Raw genomic sequence first — 22,307 nt, 5'->3', positions numbered from 1 at the left:
CGGTGGCCAAAACGCTGGGCACTGGGCCTGATGGGGTGATGTGGGCCCCAATCAGCAGCCAAGGAGGAGACGCGAATCAGGAGCCGATCGACTGGTGAGTCTGGGCAGCGGCTGATAGGGGAGCCGGTGGAAATTGTCCCGATCGCACCTCTTGGCAGTAGGTTTCCGCCGCCGCAATCACCGCTGCTCCCAAATCCGCGTAGGTTTTGGCAAAAGGCGGGGTTTGGTCGCTCAAACCCAACAGGTCGGCGGTCACCAGCACTTGGCCATCGCAGGCATTGCCCGCCCCGATGCCAATGGTGGGAATGGTGAGTTCTCGGGTAATGCGCTCGGCCAGGGTGGCGGGCACATGCTCCAAAACAATGGCAAACGCACCGGCCGCTTCTAGGGCGAGGGCTTCGGCCAGGATCCGATCGCCCTCAGCGGGGCTGCGGCCCTGTTGTCGATAACCCAGTTGATTCACCGATTGGGGGGTGAGGCCCACGTGGCCCATGACGGGAATGCCCGATCGCACCAACCGAGCCACGGTGGCGGCCATTTCGGGATAGCCCCCTTCGAGCTTCACGGCCTGTGCCCCGGTTTCCTTCAGAATCCGACCGGCGGAGGCGATGGCTTCTGCCTCACTGGCTTGGTAGGTCAAGAAGGGTAAATCCACCACCACCAAAGCGCTCTCCACCCCACGGGCAACGGCGGCCGCGTGGTGAATCATTTGGTCGAGGGTCAGGGGCAGGGTGGTTTTGTAGCCCAGAGCCACCATGGCCAGGGAGTCGCCTACCAGCAGCAGATCAACCCCCGCGCGATCGAGCAGACGGGCCCACAGCCAATCCCAGGCCGTGAGAGCCGCGATCGGGCGACCCTGTTGTTTCCATTGCTGTAGCTGTTGAATGCGCAAGGCCAAATTCAGTTCTCCTGTTGCCCGATCGCAACGGTTTGGTTCGCAACCCTGGACATTGCCTGATTCTTGGTCTAGACCGAAATTCTGTGTAGACCGAAATTCAACCACAAAATTCAACCCCAAAGGCCATCAAGCTGATGGATGGGGGAGTTTAGACTTTGCCGGTCGATCGCTCGACTCGCTCTCTAGCGCTTAATTTGCATGAGCGCCCTAGGGCCGGCGACCCATTTGTTGCAAGCGCACCCAAGCACCCAGGCTACAGAGCACCACCACCCCGGCGAATAGTCCCAACGGTGGGCCCGATCGCTGCGGTCGCACCATGGGCTGCAATTCTCCGAAGCCATTGGCCGGAGCGTTGGCGGTGGTGGAATTTTGCTGAAAACGGCGCTCACTATCGGTGGGCAGGAGAGACGGCGCGGGGCTGGGGCTGGCGGTGTTCCCGATCGCCCCTGAAACCTCTGGGTTTTGCCCCACTTGCAACGGAATCACTTCCGCTGGGCGATCCATCTTCAGCAAGCGGACGATCGCCACGCCGCCCACCAGCCAAAACAAAGCCCAAAATACAAATAGCCCAATCAAAACCCGCCCCCGCAACAGGCGTTCCAAAGCGGTCACCACCGTTGGCATTTGGGCCAGCCAGGCCGGTGACGGCCGACGACGACGCGATCGCCCGATCGGGGCGAGGGCCGTTGAGGCGGCCCCGGTTCCGTCACTCGATCGTCCGGGCCGACGATGGCGCGATCGCCCACGATTTCCGAAGGTAGGATTGGGCTGGGCTGAATCCTGGTCGGCGGATCTAGATTGACTAGGGTGATCAGTGGGGTCTAGTCCAGTGCGATCCAGTCCAGCGCGGTCTAGCCCAGTGCGACCTATGGAGATTGATCGAGGGCGATTTGCACCAACGATCGAGCCGCTGCGATCAGGATCGCCGGGCTGGGGCAGCGCCTCTGCTCTGGGTGCTGGTTCAGGCTTTGGGGCCGGTGTGGGCAGCGGTTGGGGTGATCGCGGCAACGGAGCCGATAGCGGCGGTGGCGGCCCATAACGCGGCAACGGAGCGGGCGCAGCCGGCGGCATTGGGCGCGGCGGCAAGGCAGGCAACTGGGGCGATCCTCGCTTCAGGGCCACATCAAAAGGATTCGATTCCCCATCTGGTAAAGAAGATGATCGCGATGCTCCAGCCGTCATTTACTGCGCCCCTTGTGCCACGGTATGACGTTCAATTGCTAGCGTTACCAATCGGTGTACTAATTCCGGAAAGGGAATTCCGGTCGCTTCCCACAATTGGGGATACATGCTGGTGGCGGTGAAACCCGGCAGCGTGTTGATCTCGTTCAAAAAGATTTCGCCCGTGGCTTCCACATAGAAAAAATCAACCCGCGCTAACCCAGCACAATCGAGGGCTAAAAAAGCCTCCCTGGCCATGGTTTGCAGGCGATCGACCACCGGGGCGGGCAAGGCTGCCGGAATCACCAAATCCGCCGCCCCGTCGGAATATTTGGTGTCGTAGTCATAAAACTCGCTCTCGAAGGTGATTTCCCCAATCACCGAGGCGATCGGCTGATCATTGCCCAGCACGGCGCACTCCACCTCCCGTGGTTTGCCCCCCGCCGCCGCTTCCACAATGATTCGTCGATCGAAACTGGCTGCACTGTCCAGGGCCGCTTCCAACTCAGCACGCGATCGGGCCTTGGCAATGCCCACGGAGGATCCGAGATTCGCCGGTTTCACAAAGCAGGGATAGCCCAAATCTGCTTCAAGCTGATCGCAAAGCTTCGGAAACACGCAAGGATTTGACCAAACTTCTGATCGAGTCACCAATCGATAGGCCACTTGCGGCAAACCCGCCTGGGCAAACAGCATCTTCATGGCGATCTTGTCCATGCCCGCTGCGGATCCCAGCACCCCCGACCCAACCCAGGGAACCTGCATCAGTTGCAGCAATCCTTGGACTGACCCATCTTCCCCATTGGGCCCGTGCAGCGTCGGAAACCACACATCCACCGTGCTGGCCTCGGGCGGAAATTGCCAGAGCGCCGCGCGATCGACGGGGCGATCGTCACTCGGCAACGGTTGCCCCGACTCCAAAACCCCTTGGGCCACCGCTGGCCCTTGCCAAAGCCCATCCTTTTGCAAATAGAACGGCAACACCTGATAGCGATCGCGATTGCTGTTTGCTTGCAGGGCCCGAGCCGCGGCCGCGGCCGATCGAATCGACACCTCATGCTCGCCCGATCGCCCACCAAACAACAGTCCAATACGCAGAGGATTGCTCATGTTGCCAATCGTTCCATTCACCCAAATCAAGACCCGTTTGCCAGCAATGGTCAACGTAGCTACCAGTTAATCACAGGTTGCTAAGAGTTGTGTCTAGGTTGTGCCTAGCCCGCCATTCCCTGGCCACCCACCCCCAAGGGCATCAGGGCCTGTTGTCAGATCGTCCAAAACCCTGATTCCAACCCTAGTGGCTCGGGAAGACAAGGGGCTTAAGCCCCTTGCTACGGCGGTTGAGGCATCGAAAATCAACCGTTTTCACCTGATTTCAGGAAATAACGACAGGCCTTACCCCCCGATCGACCTCCGCACCAAGATTTTCCAGCGAAATCCTCCAAAAAGCCTGCCTTTCCTAGGTTTGATGTAAATTTTCCTCTATCTTCCCTAGATTTTTACACTTGGCGAGTAAAGTCAAATACAACAACCCTAAACGCATTGCTAAATCTTGGTTTTTGCGGAATCGTCACTGCCCAGTCCGCTTCAATTCATTCACCCAATTCACTTGATTCACTTGATTCACTTGATTCACTAATTTACCCAAATTGAATCACTTGAGTTGATTTGAATCGATTGGCATCCATTTGAATCGGTCTATGCTGATGAACCCCACTTGATAAAATTGCTTTGGCTCTAAATCTGGGCAAAAATTCTCGGTAAAAATTATCAGCTCTTTTCGATTGTCAATCTTTGAATGTTGATTTTGGTTATGAATTGACGAATTTGGATTTCAGATCTGAATTTCAATTTCCTCAAGAAATCCCTGTCTGAATTGCCCCACAGAGCGATCGCCCAAATCATCGCCCCAACCATAGTGGCCATTAATCCATAATTTTTCAATTTCTCGAAAATGAAGCTTAATCAAGACTGAAATTAGCCTGGAAAATTGATCCAGCTCCGTTGAGTCTTCAGGATCAATTGAGCCAGCTTTTCCCAGTGAAGTTTCATGAGTCATGTTTCCCATTGTGCCAGTCGTGCTTTACTCTCCTTGCAGGACTGATTCTCCATGATCGCCAAGTCTCGTACCGTGCTGCAATCATCCCCTCCACAGGATCCTTGGTCGCATCCTCAATCGGCTGCCCGAGGAAATTGGTCACGGCGTTTGGCAGACCTCACGATCGGGAAATATCAACGACTCTTGAATCATTTTTCGCGCGATTGGAGCATTGCGCGGAAAGTGTGTTGGGCTTCTGGAACAGCAATTTTTACAGCCATTTTGGGAACCAGTGTTGGCCTATTTGTGGGCAACCGCTATGCCATCCAAACGGTGGCGGAAATTCGGGCTGCTGATATTCGCCAAGAGGAATTAGCCCACTTTGCAGATGACTGGATGGTTATTCTTAATTACCCATTCGAGTCTTTGTACTTGTTGCGCTATCCATCACAATTCCAAGATCGCCAACGACAACACCTCGATAAATTGGCGGAGTTGCGCCGAGAGTTGGTGGAATTCTCGGTCACTATGAAAGACAAGGAAGATGGAATCGATGCGGCTCAGTGGCAGAAATTAATGAATCGCCTCAATGAGTCCATGCGCCACTATCAGCGCTTTGCTTCTCCCTTGCTACAGTCATTGACCCTTCGGCCGGGATACACGACTCAGGAATATGAGGTGGCCCATCAGACTCTGGTGAATTTTCTGGTGAGCGACTCCTATCGATCGTTCTATTTAGAACTGAACAGCATTCACCAGGAACTTTTGACTGTTGCGGAAAAAGTAGAAGAACAGGAAAATATTGGCACTGACCAACTACAGGAAATTCGACAAATTCAAGCGCTGATTGTGGGTGGCAGCCTGTTCGTGAGTTTGCTGTTGGGAATTTTTCTGTCGTTAATGGCCGGCAAAACGATCACAACACCCCTGTTGGAGCTGACTGAAACAGTTCAAAAAGTTACCACAGAGAACAACTTAAAATTAAGGGCATCGATTACCCAAGAGGATAGAACCACTGCTGATTTATCCATGGCGTTTAATCAATTGGTTGAATGGGCCGATTTATATATGAGCGAGCTACACCAGGCTCAAAGTCGCCTCGTCCATTCGGAAAAAATGTCTAGTCTGGGCAAAATGGTGGCAGGCATTGCCCATGAAATTAATAATCCAGCGGGTTTTGTTTATAGCAATCTCTACCATGCCAAGAACTATGCCCAGGAGTTGCAAGCCCTAGTGGCGCTTTATCAAGAAGCCTATCCTAACCCTCCCCAACATTTGCAAGAGGCGATTCAAGAAAGCGATTTGGAATTCATTCAAGGTGATTTAGATCGCGTGTTTTCTTCGATGGAAGTGGGCACTGGTCGGATTCGCGATATTGTGAAATCCCTGCGAGTGTTTTCGCGGCTGGACGAGGCGGAATTCAAAACAATTGATTTGCATGAGTCGATCGAGAGTGCCCTCACGATTTTGGGCTATCGATTGCGGGAGCAGAATGAACGTCCGGAAATTCAAATTGTTCGTGATTATGGCTCTGTTCCCCCGATCGACTGTTTTGCAGGACAACTCAATCAAGCGTTGATGCATTTGCTGACGAATGCGATCGATGCCTTGGATGAGCGCGATCGAGCACGAAGCTACCAAGAATGCCTCAATCAACCGAGTCAAATTCGGATCGCCACAGCCCTGTCCGACTCTGAGCACCTCACCATCACGATCGCGGATAATGGCCCCGGAATTCCCGAAGCCATTCAACCCAAATTATTCGATCCGTTCTTCACCACCAAGCCCGTGGGCATGGGAACGGGCTTGGGGCTAAGCATTACCTATCAAATTGTGGTGGAACATCATCGGGGACAACTGATCTGTCGATCGACCCTCAATCGAGGAACGGAAATCCTTGTGGTGTTACCGATCCATCGCGCCAATTCCTAGCACTAATTTGTCCTCCTAGAGGATGTCTGAAAAGCCAAAGTTGCTGCTCTGGTTACCCCAGCGATCGACATAGAAAAGGGGCTGAAACTCCTTGCCTCTAAAATAATTGGCGCTTCTATTGACGCTTCTATTAATGCTTGTGTCGATGCCTGGCCCGCACTAAAAGATACTTCTCAGACATCCTCTTAGATGGAGGAGCAAGAGTCTTTTGGGCGATCGCGTGCCAATTTGATATCTGTCACTCATGATCAAGGGGCTTGATGAAACCTTTAAAAAGCCCCCAATGCTTTGGCCTGCAACTATTCGAGCGCGGTAAACTACCCTTAGAGCGGGTTTGAATTGAAGAATTGTCTTCCCGAGTTTTTTACGATTGATCGATACGGTATTAACCATATAAGACAATCTCTACTCATAATCTGCCAAACCCAATAGGGGTTTAAGCTCTGCTCCAGTTTCGGTAAAGGTTTGATATGCAAGAACGCCAACAGTCGCCAAAGTCCTGAGGTTCGCAGCCCACATAGCTAGCAACTCGGCTGAGATTCAAGATCAGACGCTGCGCCGTAGTTGTGATTGCATTGGGTGGCTGGCGCTCCCAACTTTAGTTGTCCTGTTGTTGTGCCTCTTGCCTATTTAGGATCACTGGCCCATTGCCAATGCCCAAAGTCTCCCAATCCAAGGACTCAACGCCGTTATGACCGCCTTTGCTCAACAGCCGTCTGGTTCCGAACGCCCTAGGGTGGTTACCTGGCCGCGACCTGCCAAATCCCTTGCTGTTCAGGAGTCGATCGCCCAAACGTCGCTGATGCCCCACTTGGTGCCGGAGCTGCCTCGGTTTAACTGCCAAAGCCTGTTGATTCAGGCACTCACCCATCGATCGCTCGTGCGGGAAAATCCACGACTCGGTGAGGATAACGAGCGACTGGAATTTTTGGGTGATGCAATTTTGACCTTTGTTAGTGGGGCTTATTTGTATCGCCGCTTTCCCGACTTGGGCGAGGACGAAATGACCCGGCGGCGATCGGCCCTCGTTGATGAAAAGCAACTGGCTCAGTTTGCGATCGCCCTGAATTTGGGTCAGCAACTGCGCATGAGCCGAGGGGTTGAGCAGATGGGAGGTCGCCATAATCCCAACCTACTCAGCAGCGCTTTTGAAGCCTTGGTCGGGGCCTACTATCTCGATCAACATGGGGATGTGGAGATTGTTCGCCCCTTTGTGGAAGCCCTGTTTGACGCAGTGCCGATCGAAGAACTCCAGGCGCGATCGAGCCTTGATGTGAAAAATCAACTGCAAGAATGGGCCCACAAATGCGGTCTTTCCTTGCCAAAATACAACACCCAAAAGATTGCCGGACAGGATCACAATCCCCTCTTTTCCTGCCAAGTTTCGTTGGGGTCTCGGATTTTAGGAACCGGTCAAGGCCGCTCCAAAAAAGAAGCCGAAAAATCCGCCGCCGCCGCTGCCCTGGAAACCCTCAACCAGAAGGCCACCAGCAGTACGAACGCGCCGCGAGCGGCCTTGGCCTAACGGGCTTAACTAGCTTTGGCGAACTAATTTGGGCTGTGTTCCCAGGGAATTCGCACTTCAGGGCGATCGCCGCCCAATATGCACCCAATATGAATAGGTTGTCTTAGCAAAGAGCGGGCAACAAAGCCTCACCGGTCAAACTGAAGGCTCGTACCTCCGTAATTTTGACGGGGACAATTTTGCCGCGCAGTTCTGCAAAATCTCCCGCAAAGAAGGTCAACCGATTGCCATCGGTGCGGCCCATCACCTGGCTCGGATTCTTCGGGTTCACATCTTCCACCAACACATATTCCGTGCGGCCAAAATAGCGCTGCGATCGCTCCGCCGCCTTAACCGACACCAGATGGTTCAACCGTTGCAGGCGATCGCTCTTAGTTTCCTCATCCAACTGGTTGTCCCACAGGGCCGCAGGCGTGCCCGGCCGCGGCGAATAGGCCGCCGTATTGAGCTGATCAAAGCCAATATCCTCAACCAGCTTCAGCGTGTTTTGGAACTGCTCCTCCGTTTCGCCTGGGAAACCAACGATCGCATCAGCGCTAATCGACGCATCGGGCATGTAGCGGCGAATCGTGTCAATAATTTGCCGGTAGCGTTCGTGGGTGTAGCCGCGCGACATGGCTTTCAGCACCTCGTTATCGCCCGACTGGAACGGAATATGGAAATGCTTACAAACCTTTGGCAGCTCGGCGCAGGTGCGAATCAGCCGCTCCGTGAAGTAGCGCGGGTGACTGGTGGCAAAGCGCAACCGCTCAATGCCTGCCACGTCATGCACTTCCCGCAGCAAGTCCGTGAAGTTGTACTTGTGCCGTCCGTCGGGCAAGCTTCCGGGCAAGTCGCGCCCATAGGCATCGATGTTTTGACCCAGCAAGGTCACTTCCTTGTAGCCCTGGCGACCCAATTCCTCCATTTCCCGGCGAATTTCCTCGGGATAGCGCGATTGCTCCACGCCGCGCACCCCTGGAACGACGCAATAGGTGCAGCGCTCGTTGCAACCGTAAATCACGTTCACCCAAGCCGTAATTTGGCTGTCGCGGCGGGGCTTAGTGATGTCTTCCATAATATGGACGGGTTCCGTGGCCACCACCTGGCTACCGTTGAACACCTGCTCCAGCAAGTCTTCGAGGCGGTTGGCGTGCTGCGGCCCCATGATCAAGTCCACCTCAGGCACGCGCCGCAACAGTTGCTCGCCTTCCTGTTGGGCGACGCAGCCGGCCACCACGATCGTCAGGTCGGGGTTGGTTTGTTTGCGCTTGGCCTGCCGTCCGAGGTAGGAATAGACCTTTTGTTCGGCGTTGTCGCGGATCGTGCAGGTGTTGTAGAGAATCAGATCCGCTTCTTCGGGTTCTTCAGTCCAAGCAAAGCCCATGGTGTCGAGGATGCCGGCCATCCGCTCGGAGTCGGCCTTATTCATCTGGCAGCCGAAGGTGGTGATGTGGTAGCGGCGGGGTTGGTTGCTCATGGCTCTGGCGGGGCGATCGAGACTCTTTATTCTAAAGCAGGATGTTTCGATTCAACCGCCAATTGATCAGGACTAGGCTTGACGGTTCTCTTTTTGAGAACTAAGATAAATTCCATAACCCATTCGCTGCTCTACCAAGAGCCATTTCAACAGGAGGTACTAATGCTGCAAGGTACAAAATTTAAGGGCTAGTCAACATGCACATTACTAATCTCAAGCTGATTCATGAGTTTTGCAAGCTCCATCCGATGGCTAAATCCAGGCTGGAACGATGGTATACAACCGTTTCAGCAGCCAAGTGGACAAGTTTTGAAGATATCAGAAAAACATTTGCCAGTGTTGATCGTGTAGGTGAATTTCTGGTTTTCAATGTCGGAGGAAATAGATATCGACTGATCGCCAGCCTGCAAAATTACTGTCACCTCCAAGAAGATGGATCACTCAGCAATGCCAAGCTTTTTATCAAGAAAATTTGCACTCATGCCGAATACAGCAAACTTAAGATTCCTGATGATTTGAGAAGAAAATCCAAAAAGCAAAGTTGATGTTTGGTTTAGCCACGTCATCAATTAGAGATAGGGGCTTCGGCCGCTTCTCCCTGAGGTTAGAGTAACTTGAACGGCAGATAGCAGGTTTACTCCAGAGATGGATGATATGTAAGTCGTCACTCTCCAAAGCACTGAATCATACATACAAAAAAGCACACACAGAAGCACGCACGCACCCAACCAAGCCATGCTGGCAGTTCTTGATCCAAAGTCTTATTCACAATTACTGGCAGAAGTCCGACCGACCGTCATTCAGACCGAGGAAGAATATGATCGCCTGGTAGATCAAATCGAGCAACTATTCTTGCGTGAAGATCGATCACCTGAAGAATCAGCTCTATTGGATTTACTGACATTACTCGTTAGTAGCTATGACGATCAGCACTATGCGATCGCTGATTGCTCTGGGCGGGAAGTACTGTTGGAACTGATGGAAGACAACGGACTGAAACAAGCTGATTTGGTCGGAGTGATTGGCTCCAAAGGCATTGTTTCTGAAGTAGTCAACGGCAAGCGCGACATTTCTAAGAAACAAGCGCAACGGTTAGGCGAATTCTTTGGACTGCCTTACACAGTCTTTCTTTGATTGTCACCCTGGCTGCCCTAGACAAAGGGCTTAAGCCCCTTGCCCCTAACATCTTTTTAAGGCGTTTTCCGTCAAGATATTAATTATTAATGAGTAGCGATCGGGCGTGAAATCAAACAGCTTGGCTAACGATCGCCCCGAGTTTTTTCATCACTTGCAAAACCGTGGCCAAATCGTCCGCGCGATCGAGAATTAATTCTGGTGATTTGTCGTACTGCTAACTGTAGAGAGGCGTATCAGCATCATCAGGAAATGTCAGCACCTTGGCTAATTTTAAAAATACAAAACTACTGCCATTGGTCACTAAGCCAAACCGCGCTTGCCGATCGGGAGCTGCTGCCAACATATAACCCAACACCTGCGGAATCCCCACCTTGACCGAAAATTCAGCTCGCTTGGATTCGATCGCCAACACCCACAAACGACCCATCAACACCAAACTATCCATCCGCCCGCGCAGCTTTTCGCCTCCCATTGGGTTAGCGTCCACGGGGCGATCGACCACAATTTCTATTGAAGTTTCCGTATCCACATAGAACGGCGGTAAAAAGAAACCGGCGAGATCCAACAGAGGAGCAACGACGGCTAACTTGGCCGTATTTTCGAGTATTGATCGCCGCTCCAAGTTGGCGTAGCTGGCTTGAATGCGTTGCAGCCGATCGCGCTCGATCGCCCCCAACTCCGGCAACCGATCGCGCCACTCCCGACAGAAATCAGGATCATCACTGCGCTGGAGGCCCAACCGCTGTTCCAGATCCTGAAGCGTTAGTTGTTCGATCGCCACTGTGGTTGTCATCCCGTATCTCCATTTGAGCAGCTTTCGCTTGTTTCCCGCGCCCTGAGGGCGATCCTAAACCCTGGCGACCGGTCACCAGGTTACGAAGTTGATACACTGATTGAGTTGACCTGCAAGAGGCTAACGATCTCCCCTCAGCCGGATGTGATCCGGTCGATCGCCCTAGCTGCCTGCCCCTCCCCCCTCAACGATTCAAGTAAGGAATTGCTAACCCAATGACCGTCGCGCCCGTAAGCTTGCCGCAACTGGTGAAACACGAAGTCAAAGACCTGTCCTTGGCCCCCATGGGTCGCCAACGGATTGAATGGGCGGGTCGAGAAATGCCGGTGCTGCGCCAAATCCGCGATCGCTTCGCCACCGAAAAGCCCTTCGCCGGTTTGCGTCTGGTTGCTTGTTGCCACGTCACCACCGAAACCGCCCACTTGGCGATCGCCCTCAAGGCCGGTGGCGCGGATGCGGTGTTGATTGCCAGCAACCCCCTTTCGACCCAGGACGACGTGGCCGCCAGCCTCGTGGTGGATGAAGGCATCTCGGTCTTTGCCTACAAGGGTGAAGATACCGAAACCTATCTGCGCCACGTGAACATTGCCCTCGACCACAAGCCGAACGTGATCATTGATGACGGTTCCGACGTGACCGCCACCCTGATCCAACAGCGCCAAGACCAAATCGCTGACCTGATTGGCACCACCGAAGAAACCACTACCGGCATCGTCCGTTTGCGGGCCATGCTGCGCGATGGCGTGCTGACCTTCCCGGCCATGAACGTCAACGACGCGCAAACCAAGCATTTCTTCGATAACCGCTACGGCACGGGCCAATCGACCCTCGACGGGATCATCCGCGCCACCAACGTCCTGTTGGCCGGCAAAACCGTGGTGGTTGCTGGCTATGGCTGGTGCGGTAAGGGCACGGCCATGCGGGCGCGCGGTTTGGGCGCAAACGTGATCGTCACTGAAGTGCTGCCCGTCCCGGCGATCGAAGCCGTAATGGATGGTTTCCGCGTGATGCCGATGGACGAAGCCGCCGCCCTGGGCGACCTGTTCATCACCGTCACCGGCAACAAGCATGTGATTCGCGGCGAGCATTTCGCCAAGATGAAGGACGGGGCGATCGTCTGCAACTCCGGTCACTTCGATTTGGAAATCGACCTGAAGGCCCTGAAGGCCCAATCGTCGGAAGTGAAGACCGTCCGCAACTTCACCGAAGAATATCGCCTGAACAACGGCAAGTCCGTGGTGGTGTTGGGCGAAGGTCGCTTGGTGAACCTGGCGGCGGCGGAAGGCCACCCCAGCGCCGTGATGGACATGAGCTTTGCCAACCAAGCCCTGGCTTGCGAATATTTGGTGAAGAACAAGGGCCAACTGGAGCCGGGTCTCTACTCGATTCCCGATGAGGTGGATCAAGAGATCGCCCGTCTGAAGCTGGCGGCCATGGGCATCGCGATCGACTCCCTGACCGCTGAACAGATCGAGTACATGAACTCCTGGACTGAAGGCACATAATCGCCCCAGTCTGAACCCTCATTCCTAGTGCGGGGCAAGGGGCTTAAGCCCCTTGTCTTGCCCTCAAGGGCTTGATGTTTGATTGCGCGATCGCACACCCAACTCATCGATTTTGTTCACCGCGTTATTCTTGCTTTCTATGAAAGAGTGGATTGTTGAAATTATTGGTTCCCTGGGCTATTTCGGCATTGGGTTCCTGATGTTTTTGGAAAACCTGTTTCCGCCAATTCCTTCCGAATTGATCATGCCCTTGGCGGGGTTTACGGCTTCGCAGCCCAATAACAACCTAGAACTGATTCCGGCGATCGCAGCGGGTGTAATCGGTACGGTGTTGGGAGCCTATCCCTGGTACTACATCGGCAAACTGGTCAACGAAGAGCGCCTAGAACGTTGGGCAGATAAATACTTCAAATGGATCGGCATTTCCGGCGAGGATGTGGGGAAATCCAAAACCTGGTTCCAGAAGCATGGCGCTAAGGCTGTGTTTTTGGGTCGGATGGTTCCGGGAATTCGGACACTGATTTCACTCCCGGCGGGGATTGAAGAAATGCCGATCGCTCCCTTCACGATTTACACCACCCTCGGCACGATCATTTGGACAGCAGCCCTCACCACCTTGGGCTACAAACTCGGCTCGAACTATGAGCTGGTTGACGAATATCTCAGCCCAGTTTCTAAGATCGTGTTGGGGATTTTGGTGCTGGGCTTTGCGGCTTGGCTGGTGAAGAAAAACCTGGATTTACGCAACAAGGGCAACGGTTAAAACGTGGGTGACTGGGGGAGGGCGTAAGGTGTTACGCCCCTACGAGATGACTGCCAAAATAATAGTCACGTGAATCGGGGTGGGCTGGGCCTGCCCCGATTTGTTTGGGATGAATTGAGCCGGTTAGAGATCAACAACCATGACAGAAGTGGCGGCGATCGCCCTGGATATTGGGCGCAAACGGATCGGGGTGGCGGGGTGTGATCGCCTTGGGTTACTGGCCAGCCCGATCGCCACGATCGAGCGGCAATCTTTTGAGCAAGATGTGGCAGCGTTGCGGGCGATCGCCCAAGAACGCCAGGCTACATTGTTGGTGGCCGGGTTGCCCTTGACGATGGATGGGGAAGACAGCGCTCAAACCCGCCACGCCCGCAAGTGGGCCAAGCGCTATGCCACGGCGATCGGGCTGCCGTTTGTGTTGGTGGACGAGCGGCTGAGTTCGGTGGAAGCCGAGGAACTGTTGCGATCGCGCGGCCTCCAACCCTCGCGAGACAAGGGCAGCATCGATCGCTATGCGGCGGCGGCGATTTTGCAACGCTGGCTGGATGAGCAGCGGATTTGAATTTAGTCAGAACCAGTCGCTATCCTGGGAAGAGATAGCCCACTGCATCGGTTTTGGAGGATCGGTAAATGACCGCTAGCCTAAGCGCTCCGGTTGCTGCTGAGTCAGCCCCAGAGGCGATCGACCTAAACCAGTTTTTGGCCCTGCCCGATACCCAGCCGGCCAGTGAATTCATTAACGGCAAAATCATTCAAAAACCAATGCCCCAGGGAGAACACAGCACCCTCCAAGCAGACTTGGTAGCAGCCATTAACGCCGTGCTTAAACAGCGCAAAATTGCTCGGGCCTATACGGAATTACGCTGTACATTTGGCGGCCAGGCTATTGTTCCTGATTTATCAGTGTTTCTTTGGGATCGAATTCCCCGAAATGCGACAACTGGCCGGGTTGCCAACCAATTTTTAATCCCGCCAGACTGGGCGATCGAAATCTTATCGCCCAAGCAAGAAAGCCTGGGCATCATTGACAAGCTACTGCATTGTGCTCAGCACGGAACGCAAATGGGCTGGCTGATTGACCCCGATCAAAATGGTGTTTTAACAATTAATCGTGATTGCCAAATTTCAATTTTTTGGGATGAAAACGATCGCTTGCCTGTGCCTGAGTTTGCGGCTGAATTTCAACTTACGCTGGGTCAGCTCTTTGATTGGCTAGCAGTTGATTAATCGCTTTGATCATTTTGATCATTAGGTTCTGGGTGATGATGAGTTCGGTTGTCCTTGGTAATGGAAATACCAGGCCTTGGAACTGCGAATCGCTAACCACAAAAGCATCAGGGCGATTGTGCCCCCTTGGGTGGGCGCATCAAAGGCAAATAGCACCAGAAAAATGCAGAGGGCATCTTGGGTGAAAATTGCCCAAAGGGGCAGCCCTCCTAATCGAAAAAACCAGCCTACCTGCACCAGTTGCAAAACTAGGGCCAACAGGCCTCCCACAATTCCCAACAGTACGGTGATTTGATCCGTCCGATCGGCTGCTTGGGCGATCGCCATTCCCATCACGGCCCCAGCCAAGGGACTAAACACCAATTGCACCAACTGCAAAATTCTTTGCCCCAGCAGTTTTTTGGAAGCAAACAGCTCAAACAGAGACCAACTGACCAGCACCCCAAGCACCCATTGCGGCGACAGTTGCGACAGCAGCGGCACTCGTGACCAGAGGCGATCGCCCTGCAAGAGGCCAATCAACAACAGCGGCAGGGCAATGCGCATCCCTCCCGCCGCCGAAGCTGCCAGCACCGCTAGGAGTTCAACCATGACAATGGGCGCATCCCATAGAAACCTGAACTCGTCTGTAATTGCACCATCGATGCCCCTTTTTGAGTCAATGCCCCTTGTTGAACTGTTTTTTCCAGGATCGGTTGTTGAGATCCGCAAAGGATGGGGGTCGATCGCTCCAATCACAAACTCGGGGCGATCGACCCATGCGACTCGGAAATTTCCCAGTGGCCTTGAACTTTAGGCGATTTTGGTTCACTCAGCACGATCGAGAGCCATGGGCGATCGCCGTTGCCTAACCTAGAGTGCCACCAAGTCCGCCGTCAGCCGCTTAAAAGCCAGTCGCTCGTTTTCAATATCAACCCAAATCGTGTCACCTTCGGTAAACTCACCCCGCAAAATGCACTTAGCAATTTGGGTTTCCAATTCCCGTTGCACGGCGCGTTTTAAGGGGCGTGCGCCGTAGGTGGGATCGTAGCCAACCTCTGCCAAGAAGTCGATCGCCGCTTCTGACAGTTTCAGGGCCATTTTCTTCTCCGCTAAACGGGCTTCCAATCGCTGGGCTTGAATTTGGATAATTTGGCGCAATTCCGATTTTTCGAGACCGTGGAAAATGATGATGTCATCAATTCGGTTCAAGAATTCTGGGCGGAATTGCTCGCGCATGGCCGCCATCACCCGCGTCCGCATTTCTTCGTAGCGACTGTTATCGGCCGCCAATTCCAAAATGTATTGGGAGCCAATGTTACTGGTCAAAATGATGATGCTGTTTTTGAAATCAATGGTGCGCCCTTGGGAATCGGTCACTCGACCATCATCCAAAATTTGCAGCATGATGTTGAACACATCCGGGTGCGCTTTTTCAATTTCATCAAACAGAATCACGGAATAAGGACGACGACGAATGGCTTCTGTGAGTTGTCCGCCTTCTTCATAGCCCACATAACCGGGGGGCGCGCCGACCAAGCGCGAAACCGCATGTTTCTCCATATATTCCGACATATCAATTCGCACCATTGCTTCTTCGGTGTCGAATAGATAAGCCGCCAAGGATTTAGCGAGTTCAGTTTTGCCCACGCCTGTGGGGCCCAGGAAGATAAAGCTGGCGATCGGGCGGTTGGGGTCGGCCAGCCCCGCACGTGATCGCTGAATAGCATCGGCCACCGCCGTGACGGCCTCATCTTGGCCAATCACTCGTTGGTGTAGCTCGTCTTCCAAATGCAGCAGTTTTTCCATTTCGGAAGCAATCAGTTTGCTGACCGGAATGCCAGTCCACTTGGCAATAATTTCAGCAATATCAGATTCACTGACTTCTTCTCGCAGCAGAATTTGACCGCTCGATTGCTGAGTCGAAATGGTTTGTTCGATGGTCTGCAATTGTTGATGCAGTTCATTCAGGGTTCCAAACTTTAATTCAGCGGCCCGGTTGAGGTCATAGTCTCGCTCCGCTTGCTGAATTTCTAGCTCCACCCGATCGATCTGTTCCTTGAGGGCTTTTCGTTGCTCCAACAGATCTTTTTCCTGTTGCCATTGGGCGTTCAGATGGCTTTGGGTTTCCTTCAGGTCTGCCAGTTCCCGATCGAGTCGTTCCAGTCGCTCCTTGGACGCTGAATCACTCTCCTTTTGCAAGGATAAGCGCTCCATTTCCAGTTGCAAAATCTTGCGATCAATTTCATCTAGTTCCTCTGGCTTAGAGGTAACTTCCATTTTCAACTTGGCTGCGGCTTCATCCACCAGATCGATCGCCTTATCTGGCAAAAATCGATCGCTAATATAGCGATTAGAAAGGGTTGCCGCCGCCACCAAAGCACTATCGGAAATCTTGACGTTGTGGTGAGTTTCATAGCGGTCTTTCAATCCTCGCAGAATTGAAATCGTATCCACCACCGAAGGCTGATCAATATAAACCTGTTGGAATCGCCGTTCCAATGCCGCGTCTTTTTCAATATATTTGCGGTACTCATCAAGGGTGGTGGCTCCAATACAGCGCAATTCACCTCGAGCCAACATCGGTTTTAGGAGGTTACCGGCATCCATGGCCCCCTGCGTTGCCCCTGCGCCCACAACGGTGTGAATTTCATCGATGAAGAGAATGATATTCCCTTCAGAATCCGTCACTTCCTTGAGCACCGCTTTCAGACGTTCTTCAAATTCTCCGCGATATTTGGCCCCAGCAATCAGTGCGCCCATGTCAAGGGCAATCAGGGTGCGATTTTGCAAAGATTCTGGCACATCTCCTTTAACAATTCGCTGAGCCAATCCTTCAGCGATCGCGGTTTTGCCCACCCCTGGCTCGCCAATTAGAACAGGATTATTTTTGGTGCGACGCGACAAGATTTGGATGGTGCGACGGATTTCATCATCCCGGCCAATGACTGGATCGAGCTTCCCTTGGCGGGCATATTGGGTGAGGTCTCGGCCATATTTTTCAAGAGCTTCGTATTTCCCTTCTGGATCACGATCGGTCACGGTTTGATTGCCTCTCACTTGTTTAATTGCTTCCCGAAGTTTGGCCTCATTTAGCCCAACTTCATCAAAAATCTTGCGACCGCAGCGATCGTCCTTGGCAAACCCCAATACGAGGTGTTCGATCGAAAGATATTCATCACCAAATTCCTTGCGAAAAGCCTCGGATCGATCGAGCAACTTATCCAGGCTTTGTCCCAAATAAACGGAGCCAATATCACCGGAAATTTTGGGCTGTTTCTGCAAAAATTGATCCGCTAATTCTTGTAAGCGACTGGGCTGGGCCCCGGCCTTGCTAAAAATACTGGTCGCTAATCCCTCTTGTTCTAATAATGATTTGAGTAAATGTTCTGACTCTAGCTGTTGTTGGCGATTTTGCTTGGCAACTTCTGGCATTTGGGCAATCACTTCCCAAGCCTTGGTGGTGAACTTATTGGGATCAGTGGGTTGCATGGGGTGTTTGGGGTGTGCAGGAATTACTCCGGTAGGGATCAGCCTCCGCTGCACAACCGTAGCGTTATTGTAGGCAGGGAGGGCGATCGAGCGCGATCGGCTTTTACGACCCAAGGGGTGGGGGTTTGCCGTCTGGGGCAACCCTGGTAGGAACCCGATCGCGCCGAGCTGAGCCACTCCCGATCGGGTCATCGTTTAGGCTTGCCCTTTGTCCCCGATGCTGCTGTTACCCGTTCCCGGCAACCTTGTCGCGATTGTGCCGTGATTTTGTCGTGATTTTGCTGCGGTGCAGGGGGATTCAGATGACTGGGGCGCGGCGCGATCGCCCCCTTTTCAGCCAAGACCAACTGAGTCAGGCCTAGCCGTTCCGGGGTCAGTTGCATGGGTCAGTTGCCTCGGTTCGATGGTCAGCCCTTTGAGTCGAATCAGTGGACGCTGTGGGTTGCGGTCAGACCGGGCGATCGAAAAGCGGGGAGCTGCTTAGGATAGAAAACAAATCGCAACCCATCAGAAACGGCTGACCGAATCTGCCGCTCGTCAAATCGGGTAAAGCTCAGGCGAAACTGACCATTAAAGGAAACTGAATATGAGTGAAAAATATGACTGAAAAAACAACCGATTGGCAAACTTTGCTCCTGTCGCCTACGGACTTTCAAACCCTAACTGGCGTTCCCTTCAAAGATGCTCAAGATTTGTCTAAAGCCTTGTATCAAAATCGCAAATTGTCTAAATGGCAAGCAATCGGTAAGCGTTGCTTGAAATATGCTTGGAATGGATTTTGGTTTTCGATTATTTGGGCGATCTTACTCGGAATTTTTGTGATTCCCATTGCCATTGGTGGGTTTTACTTAGTTCGCCTGTTGGGCTTGTTTGCCGGAATCAGTGTCATTAACATTGTGCGCTGGTCTGCCGGTGTTTGTTTGCTGACAGGGATTCCCATGTCCATTTGGTTTTCTTGGGATGAAGAGAAAAAACAAGATACCTTGCGATCGCTCCTGCCCTTGACCCAAGAGGTCGAAAAATTTAATCGACTGGTACGCGCAACGGATGTGAAGGCTCAACTGGCCCAAGCCTCTGGAAAGGTAATTAGCCCTGAGGAACAAGCCCAAACAATTGCCACCCTGAGCCAACTGCGATCGGAGCTGGAAAATGCCTTAAAAGTGGAACGGGTGTTACGTGAAAACCAAGATGTGGTGATGGCGCAAGTGGATGCCTTTGAAGGGGCTACCCTGGGTCAGCATATGCAACTGGTGACGGATCAAGCCCTTGAATATGGTCAGGTACTTGATGAAGCATTAAAACTGGGCGATCGGGTTCGAAACGAGCTAAAAACGTTGCATAATCGACAAGATCAATGGAATTCTGACTAATTTCGCAGGAATGACTCAGAAATTATTCAGCATTCTCTCAACAATTTTCGCCATCCCCTAGCAGGGACTGAACAATCGCGCGTACACTGGACGCAATCTTTTTCTCAATTGCAACCTCACGCAGAGAGCCTGAGTTATGAATTTCAAGCGGTGGAGCAGCCAACTGATTGCCATGGGTCTGATCGGGGTTACAGTCCTCGGCACAGCGATCGAAGGAGCCTTCGCCCAATGGGACAATACCCGACCGGAAAACCGCATTGCGCGGATTCGGTTTCGCAACAATAATGCTCGTAGTTTATACGCCCTCTATATTGCACCTCGCTATTCAGGGGATTGGCAGGAACTCTTAGGCGATCGCATTTTAAAATCCGGTGAAGCGATCGACTTGGAATTTAATTACGACAACCTTTATCAATCTGGGTGTAACTACAAAATCAAAGCCATTTATTCTGATGGTTCCCAGACGGTCTTGGAAGAACAGCCCTATGATCTCTGTGGATTGCGCCAAGTACAATTTGGCCCCTATCCTTCGATCGATCCCTACCGTCCCAATTAATTGCTGTTTAGGACATTTTCTCAATGTCAATTGATGCCTGTTGATGGCGACTGATCATACGACCCTTACCTAAAACGATTAGCACGCCATATTGCAGATGCCATGACGTGATGATTCGGTGGGCATTGCCCACCCTACGGGCTATTGTTGATGGCGACTGACCATAACTTCAACTGATCGCTAGCAATTTTCAAATTAATTTAGGCAAATTTGCCTACTGCGATCCGTCAGATCTGATCAGTTGAAGTTTCTAGGGGAATGATCCCAAATTCTGACAACTGAATCTGCCTAATTTCGTCGCTCAATTCCGTTAAAATTCCAATAAAATTCCAAGAATCTTCGATCTCTCCCTGCTCTTGCTCTTGCTGTGCCCTTGACCCCTTGGCGACGGATTTGGCGCAATCGCCCTAGAGGTAGCCCATCCTTTCGTAGTCTGTTGCGCGCTTGGTTAACCCGTTGCATCAACCTTCTCTTGGGAGATGGGCGACATCTCAATGAAGCGGAATTTGATAGTTATGTCGCCTGGCGATCGGCACTGATTCATCAGCGCTTGATGCTGGGATTTCGCCTAGGAGTCATTTATTTCAGCACGTTCTCAATTCTGATTGCCTTTGAAGAATCCAGTAAAGGCGACCTGTTCAGTGTGCGTTTAATTCGCCATTTGATGGCAATTGTTTTAATTTTTGCTGGCAGCCGTGAAACCCAGTCTTTAACTGAACGATATTTGGTTCCGGCATCGACTGCGGAGGGCTATTTTGCTGTTTCTCGTCAAACAACTCCTACAAAAACTCCTAACAAAACTCCTAAGAATATTGTCCCAAAGCCCTTAAGCCAGGGTGGAAAATTGCCACCTCTAATTCAGTCGAAGCGGCCTGAGCACTTGAGCTTGGATCCGGTGATTTTTTCATCCCAATTTCGTCTATTTTTACTGCTTTCAACCACGATTTCGGTGGTGACTAATTTACCTAGCCATTGGGGAACACCCGTCATGCCCGATCTGAAGGGTTGGACGTTGGGATTTTTTAGCATCGCGGCCGTGCTGCCGTTTCGCTGGCACTGGCATCTCATTTCCCACCTCATTGCCTATGTGAATTATGTTTTGACCAATGGCTTGATGGGTCAGGCAATTTTTCCAGAGCCTTTGGATCCTGGGCAAGTTTTGTTTGATATGGTGTGGATTTCTTTGATGTCAACTTTGGTGGTTGGCCTCTATGAACGCCTATCTCGCACTGAATTTGAAGTTCGTAAACAACTGCGCCAAGAGCAGCGACGTTCGGATCAATTGCTCACCAATATTTTGCCGCGCAGTGTTGCCGATCGACTCCTGACGGATTCGTCCCAAATTGCAGATTTATTCCCAGAAGTAACGGTTTTATTTGCGGATTTAGTGGGGTTCACGCCCCTGGCTTCGCAACTGCAACCGGGCGAAACAATTGAATTACTCAATCGCATGTTTTCGCTATTTGACCAGTTAGCAGAGTTCCATGGCCTTGAAAAAATCAAGACCATTGGCGATGCCTACATGGCGGCGGCGGGCTTGCCGAATCCCAACCCTAACCATGCGGCGGCGGCGGCGGACATGGCTTTGGCGATGCAGCGGGCGATCGAGCAATTGAATCAAACGTCCCGCTATCCCCTCTCCATTCGGGTGGGACTCCATTCGGGGCCCGTGGTGGCGGGGGTGATTGGGCTGCGAAAGTTTGCCTACGATTTGTGGGGGGACACGGTGAATGTGGCCAGCCGCATGGAGTCTCAAGGATCGCCAGGCAAAATTCAAGTGACTCAAGCGGTGTTCGATCGCCTGGGGGGAGAAGCGAGCCTTTATCGATTAACCCAGCGGGGGGTAATTGCTGTGAAAGGCCGAGGAGACATGTTGGTTTATTGGCTAGAGGAAGCCCCTAAGAACTAACGGCAAGCATCCACGGAAACGACATACACTTTCCCGATCGATCCTGTGTTGCCTACCTTCACATTTACCTGAAACGGTTGAATGTTTTGGCCGGGCCGACGACGTGGATAGGCAGGCACTTGCACCAGTTGATTCGCTTCAGCATTCACCCGTTCGTCATAGAACTGGTCGTTGCTGCTGTCCCCATATTTGAGGAACATTTCAGACTTGTAGCTGCCGGAGTCTTTAAAAAATAAACTGACTCGAAAACTGGTAAAGCTTTGATTGCTAGGAACAACAAAATCGGTGTTCCAATTGTTGCGCGTAAACAGCAGGCTAGGGGCCGAAACCCGCTTCACCACTTCGGGGTCATTGCCACCAACGGGCATCAGGGGCACGGGGCGGCGACATTCCACCACGGGGGCGCTGCGGTCTTGGGCTTGGGCGTTGATGTGCAGTCCTGCCAAACCAAGGCCAAGGCTGGTGAGGGCGGCGATCGCGAGCGGCCGTTTCATAGCGCGCGGTGGTGTTTCTCAAAAAATGCCCCTTAAGATTAACCCAAGGTCTCGCCGCTGCGTAAAGAG

General features: G+C 52.5%; 21 protein-coding genes. 11 read left to right on the top strand and 10 right to left on the bottom strand.

The window, feature by feature from the left end; translation table 11 throughout:
- Window positions 1–76 precede the first annotated feature (76 nt).
- From panB to ACZA91_RS03285, 4 genes are all read right to left on the bottom strand, one after another.
- The gene (gene panB / locus ACZA91_RS03300) at window positions 77–898 is read right to left on the bottom strand and encodes a 3-methyl-2-oxobutanoate hydroxymethyltransferase (protein WP_463184653.1); all 822 of its coding nucleotides are present in this window, start codon (window positions 896–898) and stop codon (window positions 77–79) included.
- 207 nt (window positions 899–1,105) lie between these two features.
- A complete protein-coding gene (locus ACZA91_RS03295) occupies window positions 1,106–2,080 on the bottom strand; it encodes a hypothetical protein (protein WP_463184651.1) in 975 nt (324 codons plus the stop codon).
- Window positions 2,081–3,169 (bottom strand): D-alanine--D-alanine ligase family protein, encoded by a 1,089-nt coding sequence (locus ACZA91_RS03290; protein WP_463184650.1) that lies wholly within the window; start codon window positions 3,167–3,169, stop codon window positions 2,081–2,083.
- Between the two features lie 724 nt (window positions 3,170–3,893).
- Window positions 3,894–4,127: a hypothetical protein gene (locus tag ACZA91_RS03285; protein WP_463184648.1), complete on the bottom strand. Its 234-nt coding sequence runs from the start codon at window positions 4,125–4,127 to the stop codon at window positions 3,894–3,896.
- 42 nt (window positions 4,128–4,169) lie between these two features.
- Between ACZA91_RS03285 and ACZA91_RS03280 the strand changes: the two genes are divergently transcribed.
- Both ACZA91_RS03280 and rnc read left to right on the top strand, forming a co-directional pair.
- On the top strand, window positions 4,170–6,029 hold the full coding sequence (locus tag ACZA91_RS03280) for a sensor histidine kinase (RefSeq protein WP_463184647.1): 1,860 nt from the start codon (window positions 4,170–4,172) through the stop codon (window positions 6,027–6,029).
- 691 nt (window positions 6,030–6,720) lie between these two features.
- On the top strand, window positions 6,721–7,554 hold the full coding sequence (gene rnc / locus ACZA91_RS03275; protein ID WP_234407052.1) for a ribonuclease III: 834 nt from the start codon (window positions 6,721–6,723) through the stop codon (window positions 7,552–7,554).
- A gap of 103 nt (window positions 7,555–7,657) precedes the next feature.
- Here the strand turns inward: rnc and miaB are convergent, their stop codons facing one another.
- Window positions 7,658–9,013, bottom strand: a complete 1,356-nt coding sequence (gene miaB / locus ACZA91_RS03270; protein WP_393010857.1) for a tRNA (N6-isopentenyl adenosine(37)-C2)-methylthiotransferase MiaB — start codon at window positions 9,011–9,013, stop codon at window positions 7,658–7,660.
- A 248-nt stretch (window positions 9,014–9,261) separates the two neighbouring features.
- Here miaB and ACZA91_RS03265 point away from each other — a divergent pair, with 248 nt between their 5' ends.
- Window positions 9,262–9,558: a type II toxin-antitoxin system HigB family toxin gene (locus ACZA91_RS03265; protein ID WP_463184645.1), complete on the top strand. Its 297-nt coding sequence runs from the start codon at window positions 9,262–9,264 to the stop codon at window positions 9,556–9,558.
- 190 nt (window positions 9,559–9,748) lie between these two features.
- Entirely contained in the window at window positions 9,749–10,147 is a 399-nt protein-coding gene (locus ACZA91_RS03260) for a helix-turn-helix domain-containing protein (protein ID WP_463184644.1), read from the top strand.
- Window positions 10,148–10,364: 217 nt separating this feature from the next.
- Here ACZA91_RS03260 and ACZA91_RS03255 read toward each other — a convergent pair whose 3' ends face one another.
- Window positions 10,365–10,943, bottom strand: a complete 579-nt coding sequence (locus ACZA91_RS03255) for a restriction endonuclease subunit R (RefSeq protein WP_463184642.1) — start codon at window positions 10,941–10,943, stop codon at window positions 10,365–10,367.
- Between the two features lie 215 nt (window positions 10,944–11,158).
- Between ACZA91_RS03255 and ahcY the strand changes: the two genes are divergently transcribed.
- From ahcY to ACZA91_RS03235, 4 genes are all read left to right on the top strand, one after another.
- Window positions 11,159–12,448, top strand: a complete 1,290-nt coding sequence (ahcY, locus tag ACZA91_RS03250) for an adenosylhomocysteinase (protein WP_099534684.1) — start codon at window positions 11,159–11,161, stop codon at window positions 12,446–12,448.
- A 139-nt stretch (window positions 12,449–12,587) separates the two neighbouring features.
- Complete coding sequence (locus tag ACZA91_RS03245; protein ID WP_463184640.1) at window positions 12,588–13,211, top strand: DedA family protein; 624 nt, start codon at window positions 12,588–12,590, stop codon at window positions 13,209–13,211.
- 139 nt (window positions 13,212–13,350) lie between these two features.
- Window positions 13,351–13,773, top strand: coding sequence for a Holliday junction resolvase RuvX (gene ruvX / locus ACZA91_RS03240; RefSeq protein ID WP_190531376.1), 423 nt, complete (start codon window positions 13,351–13,353; stop codon window positions 13,771–13,773).
- 68 nt (window positions 13,774–13,841) lie between these two features.
- The gene (locus tag ACZA91_RS03235; RefSeq protein WP_463184638.1) at window positions 13,842–14,438 is read left to right on the top strand and encodes a Uma2 family endonuclease; all 597 of its coding nucleotides are present in this window, start codon (window positions 13,842–13,844) and stop codon (window positions 14,436–14,438) included.
- A 21-nt stretch (window positions 14,439–14,459) separates the two neighbouring features.
- On the opposite strand, the gene ACZA91_RS03230 is transcribed toward ACZA91_RS03235, so the two are convergent.
- The 3 genes from ACZA91_RS03230 to ACZA91_RS03220 all read right to left on the bottom strand — a co-directional run bounded on the left by ACZA91_RS03230 (window position 14,460) and on the right by ACZA91_RS03220 (window position 18,292).
- The gene (locus ACZA91_RS03230; protein ID WP_099534688.1) at window positions 14,460–15,029 is read right to left on the bottom strand and encodes a DUF4126 domain-containing protein; all 570 of its coding nucleotides are present in this window, start codon (window positions 15,027–15,029) and stop codon (window positions 14,460–14,462) included.
- 261 nt (window positions 15,030–15,290) lie between these two features.
- Window positions 15,291–17,909, bottom strand: a complete 2,619-nt coding sequence (gene clpB, locus ACZA91_RS03225; protein ID WP_463186383.1) for an ATP-dependent chaperone ClpB — start codon at window positions 17,907–17,909, stop codon at window positions 15,291–15,293.
- Between the two features lie 188 nt (window positions 17,910–18,097).
- The gene (locus ACZA91_RS03220) at window positions 18,098–18,292 is read right to left on the bottom strand and encodes a hypothetical protein (RefSeq protein WP_463184637.1); all 195 of its coding nucleotides are present in this window, start codon (window positions 18,290–18,292) and stop codon (window positions 18,098–18,100) included.
- A 216-nt stretch (window positions 18,293–18,508) separates the two neighbouring features.
- On the opposite strand from ACZA91_RS03220, the gene ACZA91_RS03215 reads away from it, so the two are divergent.
- The 3 genes from ACZA91_RS03215 (at window position 18,509) to ACZA91_RS03205 (ending at window position 21,744) form a co-directional block, all read left to right on the top strand.
- Window positions 18,509–19,279 (top strand): coiled-coil domain-containing protein, encoded by a 771-nt coding sequence (locus tag ACZA91_RS03215; RefSeq protein ID WP_190356086.1) that lies wholly within the window; start codon window positions 18,509–18,511, stop codon window positions 19,277–19,279.
- A gap of 136 nt (window positions 19,280–19,415) precedes the next feature.
- Window positions 19,416–19,835 (top strand): hypothetical protein, encoded by a 420-nt coding sequence (locus ACZA91_RS03210; protein ID WP_190356085.1) that lies wholly within the window; start codon window positions 19,416–19,418, stop codon window positions 19,833–19,835.
- A gap of 367 nt (window positions 19,836–20,202) precedes the next feature.
- Complete coding sequence (locus ACZA91_RS03205; protein WP_463184633.1) at window positions 20,203–21,744, top strand: adenylate/guanylate cyclase domain-containing protein; 1,542 nt, start codon at window positions 20,203–20,205, stop codon at window positions 21,742–21,744.
- On the opposite strand, the gene ACZA91_RS03200 is transcribed toward ACZA91_RS03205, so the two are convergent.
- The gene (locus tag ACZA91_RS03200) at window positions 21,741–22,238 is read right to left on the bottom strand and encodes a hypothetical protein (RefSeq protein WP_099534693.1); all 498 of its coding nucleotides are present in this window, start codon (window positions 22,236–22,238) and stop codon (window positions 21,741–21,743) included. The genes ACZA91_RS03205 and ACZA91_RS03200 overlap by 4 nt on opposite strands.
- Between the last annotated feature and the right edge of the window lie 69 nt (window positions 22,239–22,307).

Source organism: Limnothrix sp. CMB-01 (assembly GCF_055193175.1).
Note: the sequence above shows the minus strand (reverse complement) of the source record. Positions and strands in the feature narration are given on the sequence as shown.